This is a genomic window from Streptomyces sp. Isolate_45 (assembly GCF_024721315.2).
GTDB lineage: Bacteria > Actinomycetota > Actinomycetes > Streptomycetales > Streptomycetaceae > Streptomyces.
This window is the reverse complement of the sequence record NZ_JANFAK020000089.1, coordinates 26853-35845: the sequence shown is the minus strand read 5'-3', so window position 1 is coordinate 35845 and position 8993 is coordinate 26853. Positions and strand designations below refer to the sequence as shown.

The following is an 8993-nucleotide window of genomic DNA, read 5'->3' as shown; positions in this document are numbered from 1 at the left end:
CCGTACCGCGCTCCAGGCGGCCACCACCGCGATGGCCGCGAACAGGCCGAGGAAGACCAGGCCCTGCGGCCCGAACGGACCGCCCTCCGCCAGCGCGCCGGTCAGGCGGGATCCGAGCGGCGCCGCGAACAGCCGGTGGCCCAGCAGCTCGTTGGCCTCTCCCCCGACCTCGGAGGAGGAGAACGCCTGGTACATGACGAAGAACACCGGCAGCTGGAGCAGTACGGGCAGGCAACCGGCCGCCGGGGTCGCGCCCCGGAACGCCGCACGGCTCAGCGGGTGCAGGGCGAGCCGTACGAGCACGGTGAACAGCACGATCGCGGCAGCGGTCGCGGACTCGGCCAGTACCGGCTCCATGAGCCGGCCCAGCTCGGCAACTAGATGAGTGAAAACGGACACGCGGGCCCTCCGAGGGGTCTCGTCGAACGTCGAAGAAGGTGCATTTCGGCGTGACGACCCGCGAGGGGCGACGACAGTGATCGGCCCGACCGTGACCGGTCGGTGGAAGCAGAAGGCGGAAGGTGCTGCGCGCCCCTACGCGGCCGTCGGAAGGAGACGGCCGGGCGCCCTGGGTCGGGACCGGCCCGAGGCGTCGGGATCGCGCTGCGGCAGGAACGCCGTGCGCTGCTCGCGATCACGGATCGCGGTGCGTATTCGGTGTGGCGGCACGGGCCGGACGAGGCACGCGGCCAGTGCGGCGGCGCCCACGGCGACGACGGCCGCCAGCGCGACCACGGCGGCGGCCAGGCCGTTCTCCCCCGCCATCAGGCCGAGGAACCCGCCGAGCAGCAGGAGCAGGGCGGCGAGCAGTCGGGAGCCCCGGGAAGTGGCGAGGAAGGACAGCGGAGAACGCACGGCGGTTCGCTTCGTCCCCGTCATACCGACCACCCCCCATCCCTCTCCCGCGCCGCTCGACCCGGCGACTCCACGCTACGACGCCCGCACAGACGCACGTACGGACTCCCGTGCGATATGGGGCTCTCGCGATCGATACTAACCGGGCCCACCGACAGGGGGAGGGGTTCACCCGACCGATTCACGGCGTTCGAGCGGATCCCGGGCCGGCACCTCCTCGTCGGGTCGACCGTCCCCGAAGGGCACCCCCAGCCACACCGGCTGCGGACGCCTCACCCGTTTCGGACGCACCCGGCCCACCCCAGGGTCTGTCCGAAGGCCGGGCGCCGAAGCCCGTACTAGGCCGACTTGAGCGTCCCCCACACCACCAGCCGGTACTTGGAGCTGTACTCGGGCGTGCAGGTGGTGAGCGTGATGTACGCGTCCGGCCGGCTGTACCCGTACTCGGGCCGCACCGCGCTGCGGGGCACCGGTGCGATGACCCCGGTGTCCCGCTCGGTGGTCTCGTTCAGCACCTGACCGACCACGTACGTGTGGCGCCGTCCGCGCACGTCGACGTGCAACTCGTCGCCGGGGCGCAGCCTGTTGACGTACCGGAACGGCTCCCCGTGCGTGTTGCGGTGCCCCGCCAACGCGAAGTTGCCCCGCTCCCCGGGGCCCGCGGTCCCGGGGTACTGGCCGACGTACCCCTTGTCCAGCACGGCCCGCTTGTCGATCCCCTGCGCGACGGGAACGGCGAGGCCGAGGCGCGGGATCCGCAGGACGGCGTACGCCTCCTCCCGCGCCGGCGCCGGCTTGGGACGCGGCGCCGCGGAAGCCACCGGCCCGACCGTCGGACGCCGGGACGGGGGCACCGTCCCAGAACCGGACGGGGACTCGGAGCCCCCCTCGGGCGGCGACGAACCGCCCTCGGGGGCGTCCTCCGCCGAGCCGTCCGCGACACCGGCTTCGCCCGGACCGGTACCGGGACCCACCTCCGCGCCCGTCTCGGCGTCGTCCCCCTCCCAGGCCCGCTCCAGGGCCTGGACCTGCTCCTGCGCGGCGGCCGCGGCCTGCCGGTTCGTCCACCACACCTGGTGCACCACCAGCAACGCCACCACCACGCCCAGCGTGGTGACCACCTCGGCGCCCACCCACAACAGCCGCGCGAGACGGGCCCAGCGCCCCCGCCGACCGCGCCCCTGCACCACCACACGTATGTGATCCCGCACGGGCCGCACCCTAAGTCCTCCCCCCTCAACTGACCAGCGGCAGTACGGTGTGAACCATGCGCCCCGACACGCCCGCAGAGCACATTGCCGAAGCCGAGCGCCTCATCCGCACGGCGACCCGCTACCCCGAGGACCAGGAGCCGCTGCTCCTCCAGGCCGCCGCCCACCTCGAACTGGGTGACGCGCGGGACCGGGCGAGCGCCCTGTACGACCAACTCCTCTCCGCCTCGCCCGCGGACCCGCACCTGATCAAGGCCCTGCAGGCCGCGAACCTGTGGGAGTACGGCCACGAGGCCGAGGCCCGCGCGCTGATCTCCGGCATCCGGGCGGCCGCCCCCGCGGACCCGGCCCCCTGGGAGGTGATCGCGGAAACCCTCGAAGCCCACGACGAGCTGGAAGCCTCGCACGACTGCTTCACCGAGGCGGCGACCCTGCTGACCTCGGAGGAGACCCCCCTGACCCCGGCCACCACCGCCCTCCTCACGGGCCGCCACCGGGTCCGCCGCCTGCTCGGGCTCCCGCACGACCAATGGGACATGGTCGCCGACACCCGCCACATCGGCCCGATCCCCCTCGACGAACTCCACGACCCGAAGCGCATCTGGGCCCTCGGCTCCGACGACCCGGCCGAACTGCGCGCCGAGATCGCCCGCCTGCGGGCCGAACTGGGCGACCGCCGCGCCGCGCTCTCCCGGCCGTTCCCGGTCGCGGTCCTGCACTGGCCCCAGCGCGAACTCGCCGAGCTGCTTTCCTCCTACCCGACCCTGTCGGCGGAGTACGCCTCCCACGCGACGCACCTGAGCGGCATCGAGGCCTCCCTGCGCGCCCTCGCCGCGTCGGGCACCACCAACCTCGGCATCGTCACCGGCAGCGTCCCCTCGTACGAGGCGTTCGCCGCCTCGGAGAAGACGTCCCCGGCCTCCCCCTCCCTGCTGGCCGAGTACGCCACCACCCTCGCCGCCCGCGGCAAGGCCACCACCTGGCCGCCCGGCCCCACGGCCCCCTGCTGGTGCGCCTCGACGAAGCCCTACTCGGAGTGCCACGGGGAGCCCTGACCGCTCGGACCGGCAGGCCCTTCCGCCCGCGGAGGGCGCCGGCCGGCCCGAGGGCCTGTCGGTGCCGCTGCGTACCATCGGCCTCAGGGGCGCCCGCGGATTCCCGTTGGGATCGGACCTCTTAGCCCCTGACCACCGGCAAGCGGGGAGGAACCGCGATGATCCCGGCAGAACCCTCCTCCGCCGGCGTCTCCGCCCGGATGAGCCGGCAGGCCGTGCGGAACACCGCGCCCGAGGTGGCGGTGCGCAAGCTGCTCCACGCCGCGGGACTCCGCTACCGGCTCCAGGTGAAGGTGCCCGGGATGCCTCGCCGCACCATCGACATCGCCTTCCCCGGGCCGAAGGTCGCCGTCTTCCTGGACGGATGCTTCTGGCACGGATGCCCGCAGCACGCGACGCGGCCGAAGGCCAATGCCGAGTGGTGGCGAGAGAAGCTCGAACGCAACATGGCGCGGGACCGCGAGACGAACGAGCAGTTGACGTCGGCCGGTTGGACCGTGCTCCGGTTCTGGGAGCACGAACGGCCCGAGGCCGTGGCGGCGCGGGTCATCGCGACCCGGCACGCGGCCGCACCCCACCGGACCGCACCCCTCGGGGTCGCACCCCACGCCCCGGAGGGCCGCACGCGGCCCTCCGCCGGGGCGAACGGCCCTGCCGACGCGAACGGAGCCGCGACGGAGGCGGGTTGACCCGCCGCGCGGTGAGCGGACTCCGGACCCGATTCCCCTCCCCTCCCCTCAACCCTTGTCCGGTCAACCCTTGTCCGGGAAGAGGGCGAGCTGTTGGTGGCCGCGGGCCAGGACCGTGGGCGGGGTGGGGCGGGACGCCCCGAGAGCGAGGACGGTGCGGAGGGCCGCGAGTACCTCCGTCGGGGAGTCGCGGAGCATCGACGGGGTCGCGCTGACCACCAGGACCCCGTGGGACTCCAGGCGCAGGCGGCGGCGCAGGGTGGCCTGCCAGGTGTCACGGGTGTAGTGGCACTCCGCCGAGTCGACCTCCAGGGCCGCGCCCTCGTCGGGCCAGTAGGCGTCCGGACTGGCCAGGAAGACTCCGTCCGCGGTGTGGAGGCGGGCGTTCCAGAGCGGGGTTGGGAGGTCGGTGGTCCCGAGGGTGTCGCGGACCCGGGCCTCGGCGACCGAGCGGACCCCGGCCAGGAGTTCCGCGGCGGCGGCGCGGACCGCGGGGCGGGCCAGGAGGCGGGACGTACGGAGCTCCGCGTGCAGGTCGTGCGGGTGGCACCAACCGGCCTGGACGACCTGGGCGAGGACGGAACGGATCCGGTCGGGCGGCGCGCCCGGATCCGTACGGGCCGCGAAGTCGGCGGCGGCGCGTACGGGGCGGGCCGTGGGGACGCCGGACACGGTCATCGTGCGCGGCCAGCGGGACGTGGCCCGGGGCCTGACCCCGGGGGCGGGCGCGAGCCGGCGCGGGGCGCGGATCAGGACGTCGACCGGGCCGGTCGGGGCTTCGCGGATGCCGAGGAGGGCGAGGGCGGCGCCGCCGGTGAGGACGGCGGTGTCGCCGGAGAGCGGGTCCGCGGTGGGTTCGGCCGCGTACAGGACGGCGGCAGCGCGCGCTGGCGGGGGTCGGGCGGGCCGGTCTGCAGGAGGTACACGCGGGGCAACAGGCGCTGCCAGGGCCCGCCGGGGCGAACGCGGGAGGCGATCGTGCCGCCGGGGACACCTGCGCCGGCGGTCAGTTGATGCCGGGTGACGAGCCCGTGCTGCCGCCGGGCCAGGCGCGACGCGGCGGGCCGCCCGGAGGGCCGCGTCGCGGGCCGGGTGGACGCGGGACGGGCCGCGGGCCGGGTGGACGCGGGATGGGTGAAGGCGGGCGTAGTGGCGGCGGGCGTGGTGGTCTCGTTGACGGTCGCCGGGTTCGGGCCGGCGGCCCTCGCGACGGTCGGCTCCGGGCCGTCGGCCTTGCCGGACACGGGCTTCGGGGTGGCGGGGTTCCGCCGTACTGTGATCATGGCCCGGGTATGCCCCTCCCCCGACCCCGTGTACCGCCCGCGCGGCCGCTTCCGGGTCGGGAGCGACCGCCTGCGGGTCCACCCCGAGCACCGGGGGCGACCTCCGGCCCGGGTGAACGGAGTCCGACGGTCGCGCGGGGCGGCGCCCCGGCCCGGAGCGGGCCCGGAGCGGAACGGAACGGCCCGGCGGAACGGTCCGGCGGAACGACCCGGCGGAACGATTCAGCGGGACGGGTCAGAGGTTCGGGTGGGCCGGGGAGAGGAAGACGACCACGCCCGTCTCCGTGCCCGGGAGCGCGGGGACCTCGTGCCAGCCCAGGCGGCGGTACGTGGCGACCGTGTCCGTGGCCAGGCGCGAGGTCAGCAGCCACGCCCGCCCGTCGGGGGCGTCCGCGGTGATCTCGGTGAGGAGGGTCCGGCCGGTGCCGTGGCCGCGCGCGTAGCCGCGTACGGCCAGTTCGTCGATCTCCAGGGCCCCGACGAGGAGTTCCCGGACCCGGGCCGCGCCGAGCTGGGCGGTGACCTGCGGGTACGCGCGGTTCTTCGGGAAGGGGGCCGGGGTCAGCCAGCCTGTGGCGAAGCCGTCGATGCCGGTCGCGGACTGGGCGAACGCCGTACGGAACCCCGGACGCCGGACATCCGTCTGGAGCCGGGTCGAGAACTGGCGAATGGTTTCTTCGCCTTCGTTCCACGGCGGACCGGAGAACACGTCCGCGTAGGCGTCGACCAGCTCGTCCGCGAGGTCGAGGACGGCCCGTCCGTAAGAGATCAAGGCGTCGACTCCTGGTGGTGGGTTGAGCGGGTTTCCCCCTGGAAGACCGAATCTACGCCTTCCGGGTTCCCTCCCAGGCCGCTCGGCAGAAACGGAGAGTGTGCGACAAATCGCCTCGGCGTCGTCCGTGTCGCGTGCCCGGCCACCGCGTTGAGCAGCCCGTGGACAGACTGCTGCGCGCGGCGGGCGGATTCGCGCTCGCCTTCCTGCTCGTCCTCGGAACCGTGGCGGTGCTGCCCCGGGCCGTGCGGGACGCGGTGCCGCACGCCGTGATCGGCGGGGCCGTGCTCGTACTCGCCACGGTGGGCGCCCAGCGGTTTTCCAGGCGGCCGCGTTAGCCTCGTGGACGGTTCATCGGACTGTCGGACCATCGGACCGTAGCCCTGTGCGACCGGCCGCGCAGCAGCGGCAGAGCAGCAGCAGACCAGCATCAGCAACCCGAAAAAGACGAGGGAGTTCGACATGGCGCGGGTACCGAGTTCCGTGGTGGCGGCCGCAGGCCTGGTCGGCGGCTACGCCGTCGCCCGCTGGACCAAGAAGCGGCCGCTGGGCGGTGTCGTGCTCGGCGCCGCCGGGCTCGTGGCCGGACGCGAGTGGCACCGGCGCGGCGGCGCCCCGGTGGCGGCCGGACTGGGCGCCCTGTACGTCGCCGGCTTCGCCGGATCGCACCCGCTGGCCAAGAAGGTCGGGGCGTGGCCGGCCGTCATCGGCGCCGCCGGCGTCGTGGCCGCCACGACCTGGGCGGTGGCCGACCGCGCCTGACCCGGAGCGGACGGCCCGACGCCCGGTCGGGCCGTCCCCGGAACAGCCCCCGCCACGCCCCGGGTTACGCCCCGAACGCCCGCGACACCGTGTAGATCAGAAGACCGGCCAGCGCGCCGACCACCGTGCCGTTGATGCGGATGAACTGGAGGTCGCGGCCGATGTGGGCCTCGATCTTGCGGGAGGTGTGTTCCGCGTCCCAGCTCGCCACCGTGTCCGTGATCAGCGAGGTGATCTCGGTGCGGTAGGTCGTGACCACGTACACGACGGCGCCCTCGATCCAGCCCTCCACCTTCGCCTGGAGCCGGCCGTCGGTGGCCAGGCGCGCGCCGAGCGAGATCAGTGAGGCGCGGACCCTCAGCCGCAGCTCGCTCTGCTCGTCCTCCGCCGCCGAGAGGATCATCGAGCGGATCGCGGTCCACGCGGAGGCGATCACGTCCTGGACCTCGCCCCGCGCGAGGATGTCGGACTTCAGCCGTTCGACGCGGGCCCGCGTCTGCGTGTCCGACTGGAGGTCGGCGGCGAAGTCCGTCAGGAAGCGGTCGACCGCCCCGCGCGCCGGGTGCTCCGGCATGTCCCGCATCTCCGTGACGAAGCGGAGCAGCTCCTTGTAGACGCGGTCGCCGATCTTCCGGTCGACGAAGCGCGGCGTCCAGCCGGGTGCGCCGCCCTGGACGGCGTCCATCACCGAGTCGCCGTGCGTGACGAGCCAGTCGTGGGCCTTCGTGCACACCAGGTCCACGGCCCGGCGGTGTCCGCCGTCCGCGACGACCTTCTCCAGGGTCTTGCCGAGGCCCGGTGCGATCTCGGCGTGCTCGGCACGCCGGGTGATGGCCTCGCCGACGACGGCCTGCACGTCGGAGTCGCGCAGGACGGTCAGCGCCCCGCGCAGCGCGGTCGCCAGCTCGGCGGTGACCCGGTCGGCGTGTTCGGGTTCCGCCAGCCAGGCGCCGAGGCGGCCGCCGATGCCGAGCGCGCCCAGCCGGGCGCGCACGACGTCGGAGGAGAGGAAGTTCTCGCCGACGAACTCGCCGAGGGAGACGCCCAGCTGGTCCTTCTTGGTCGGGATGATCGCGGTGTGCGGGATCGGCAGGCCGAGCGGCCGGCGGAAGAGCGCGGTGACCGCGAACCAGTCCGCGAGCGCGCCGACCATGCCGGCCTCGGCCGCCGCCGCCACGTACCCGGCCCAGCCGCCCGCGCCCCAGGCGTGCTGGGCGTACTTGGCGAGCACGTAGACCAGCGCGACCAGGACCAGCAGGCCCGTCGCGGTGGTCTTCATCCGGCGGACGCCGCGCCGCCGCTCCTCGTCCGCCGCGTTGAACACGAACGCGCCCCGGGGCGACGGGAGTGGCGCGGTGCGCGCCCTCGTGTCACTGTCCACGTGTTCCACGGGTTCCTGCCTTCCCCCTGTGGCCGGTTTTGTCTGCATAGCATCCGACTCCCGGGAGGCCCCGGGAGTTCCCGGCGCGCCGTGCGGGTGCCCCCGGCACCCCCTGGGACCCCTCCGGTCCCGTGCCCCGTGCCCGGCCTACAGCTCCTTCCGGCGCTTCCCGCCGTCCAGCGGCTTCGAGCCCTTCGGCGACTTCACCTTGATGCCGACCCCGCCCCAGAAGGCGAGACCGTTGACGATCACGCGCGGCGCTCCGGGTTCCGGCGGGGACGAGGCCGCTCCCTGGTCGAAACCGCCCATGATCCCGATGCCCCGTACGTCGACCTCCACGCCCGGCGGGACCGTGATCTCGATGCCGCCCATCACGGCCACGCAGGTGATCACGACCTCGCGTTCGGCGAAGTCGGCGTCGCGGAGGTCGATCTCACCGCCGCCCCAGAAGGCCACCGCGTTGAAGCGGGCGGGCACCGTCCAGTACCCCTTGCGCTGGAACCCCGACATCACGGCGACGGCCGTGGCGGAGGTGCCCCGGCCCCCGATGCGGGACGGCCACGACGACCGCGCCGGGGTGCCCGGGGCGGGGGCGGCGGTCGCGGGGACCCCCGTGGGGGACTCGCCGGGCACCTGCGGCAGGTCGCGGGTCAGGGGGGCCAGTTCGGCGTACGTCCTGGAGGCGTAGACCGCCTCCAGCCGCTCCTCGAACTCGTCCATGTCGAGCCGGCCCTCGGCGACGGCGTCCCGCAGTCGCTCCACGACCCGGTCCCGGTCGGCGTCGGAGGCCCGCAGCTCCGGCAACGGCGCCCTGTCCGGCGACGCCTTCTCCATCGACGGCCGTTCCGGCGACGCCGTCTCCGGTGCCGGAGCCTTCTCGGGCAAGGACTTCTCGGGCCGCTCGTCACTCATGTGGACCACACTATGCAGAGATCCGCACCAGTTGAATGGCCCGCCCCGGCACGTCTCCCCGGGATCGACCCCG

Annotated in this window: 10 protein-coding genes and 2 pseudogenes; 4 read left to right on the top strand and 8 right to left on the bottom strand. The window is 74.4% G+C overall.

From position 1 onward, the window contains the following. The 3 genes and pseudogenes from NOD94_RS25860 to NOD94_RS25850 form a co-directional block, all read right to left on the bottom strand. A pseudogene (locus tag NOD94_RS25860) lies at positions 1–357 on the bottom strand (hypothetical protein); the annotation flags it as partial. 177 nt (positions 358–534) lie between these two features. After that, positions 535–879 carry a DUF6412 domain-containing protein gene (locus tag NOD94_RS25855; protein ID WP_281208500.1) on the bottom strand — a complete coding sequence of 115 codons (345 nt, stop codon included), beginning with the start codon at positions 877–879 and terminating at the stop codon, positions 535–537. A gap of 314 nt (positions 880–1193) precedes the next feature. Then, positions 1194–2066: a class E sortase gene (locus tag NOD94_RS25850; RefSeq protein ID WP_281208499.1), complete on the bottom strand. Its 873-nt coding sequence runs from the start codon at positions 2064–2066 to the stop codon at positions 1194–1196. 56 nt (positions 2067–2122) lie between these two features. Between NOD94_RS25850 and NOD94_RS25845 the strand changes: the two genes are divergently transcribed. Both NOD94_RS25845 and NOD94_RS25840 read left to right on the top strand, forming a co-directional pair. After that, on the top strand, positions 2123–3121 hold the full coding sequence (locus NOD94_RS25845; protein ID WP_281208498.1) for an SEC-C domain-containing protein: 999 nt from the start codon (positions 2123–2125) through the stop codon (positions 3119–3121). Between the two features lie 158 nt (positions 3122–3279). Further along, positions 3280–3672: pseudogene (locus tag NOD94_RS25840) on the top strand (very short patch repair endonuclease); the annotation flags it as partial. Positions 3673–3873: 201 nt separating this feature from the next. Here the strand turns inward: NOD94_RS25840 and NOD94_RS25835 are convergent. From NOD94_RS25835 to NOD94_RS25825, 3 genes are all read right to left on the bottom strand, one after another. Then, positions 3874–4482: a hypothetical protein gene (locus tag NOD94_RS25835; protein WP_281208497.1), complete on the bottom strand. Its 609-nt coding sequence runs from the start codon at positions 4480–4482 to the stop codon at positions 3874–3876. 77 nt (positions 4483–4559) lie between these two features. Then, on the bottom strand, positions 4560–5093 hold the full coding sequence (locus NOD94_RS25830; protein ID WP_281208496.1) for a hypothetical protein: 534 nt from the start codon (positions 5091–5093) through the stop codon (positions 4560–4562). A gap of 235 nt (positions 5094–5328) precedes the next feature. Continuing rightward, on the bottom strand, positions 5329–5865 hold the full coding sequence (locus tag NOD94_RS25825) for an N-acetyltransferase (protein ID WP_281208495.1): 537 nt from the start codon (positions 5863–5865) through the stop codon (positions 5329–5331). A gap of 161 nt (positions 5866–6026) precedes the next feature. Between NOD94_RS25825 and NOD94_RS25820 the strand changes: the two genes are divergently transcribed. Then, positions 6027–6203 carry a hypothetical protein gene (locus tag NOD94_RS25820; RefSeq protein ID WP_281208494.1) on the top strand — a complete coding sequence of 59 codons (177 nt, stop codon included), beginning with the start codon at positions 6027–6029 and terminating at the stop codon, positions 6201–6203. A gap of 124 nt (positions 6204–6327) precedes the next feature. Then, the gene (locus NOD94_RS25815) at positions 6328–6627 is read left to right on the top strand and encodes a hypothetical protein (protein ID WP_281208493.1); all 300 of its coding nucleotides are present in this window, start codon (positions 6328–6330) and stop codon (positions 6625–6627) included. A 64-nt stretch (positions 6628–6691) separates the two neighbouring features. Here NOD94_RS25815 and NOD94_RS25810 read toward each other — a convergent pair whose 3' ends face one another. Together NOD94_RS25810 and NOD94_RS25805 are read right to left on the bottom strand one after the other, a co-directional pair. Then, positions 6692–7951, bottom strand: a complete 1260-nt coding sequence (locus NOD94_RS25810) for a DUF445 domain-containing protein (protein ID WP_281208503.1) — start codon at positions 7949–7951, stop codon at positions 6692–6694. Positions 7952–8155: 204 nt separating this feature from the next. Then, complete coding sequence (locus NOD94_RS25805) at positions 8156–8842, bottom strand: DUF1707 domain-containing protein (RefSeq protein WP_348652352.1); 687 nt, start codon at positions 8840–8842, stop codon at positions 8156–8158. Positions 8843–8993: the final 151 nt, after the last annotated feature.

What these genes read in the sequence shown, in the direction of transcription:
- NOD94_RS25830 (WP_281208496.1), bottom strand. Translation starts at nt 5,093, where the DNA reads ATGATCACAGTACGGCGGAACCCCGCCACCCCGAAGCCCGTGTCCGGC.
- NOD94_RS25815 (WP_281208493.1), top strand. Translation starts at nt 6,328, where the DNA reads ATGGCGCGGGTACCGAGTTCCGTGGTGGCGGCCGCAGGCCTGGTCGGC.
- NOD94_RS25805 (WP_348652352.1), bottom strand. Translation starts at nt 8,842, where the DNA reads ATGGAGAAGGCGTCGCCGGACAGGGCGCCGTTGCCGGAGCTGCGGGCC.
- NOD94_RS25855 (WP_281208500.1), bottom strand. Translation starts at nt 879, where the DNA reads ATGACGGGGACGAAGCGAACCGCCGTGCGTTCTCCGCTGTCCTTCCTC.
- NOD94_RS25845 (WP_281208498.1), top strand. Translation starts at nt 2,123, where the DNA reads ATGCGCCCCGACACGCCCGCAGAGCACATTGCCGAAGCCGAGCGCCTC.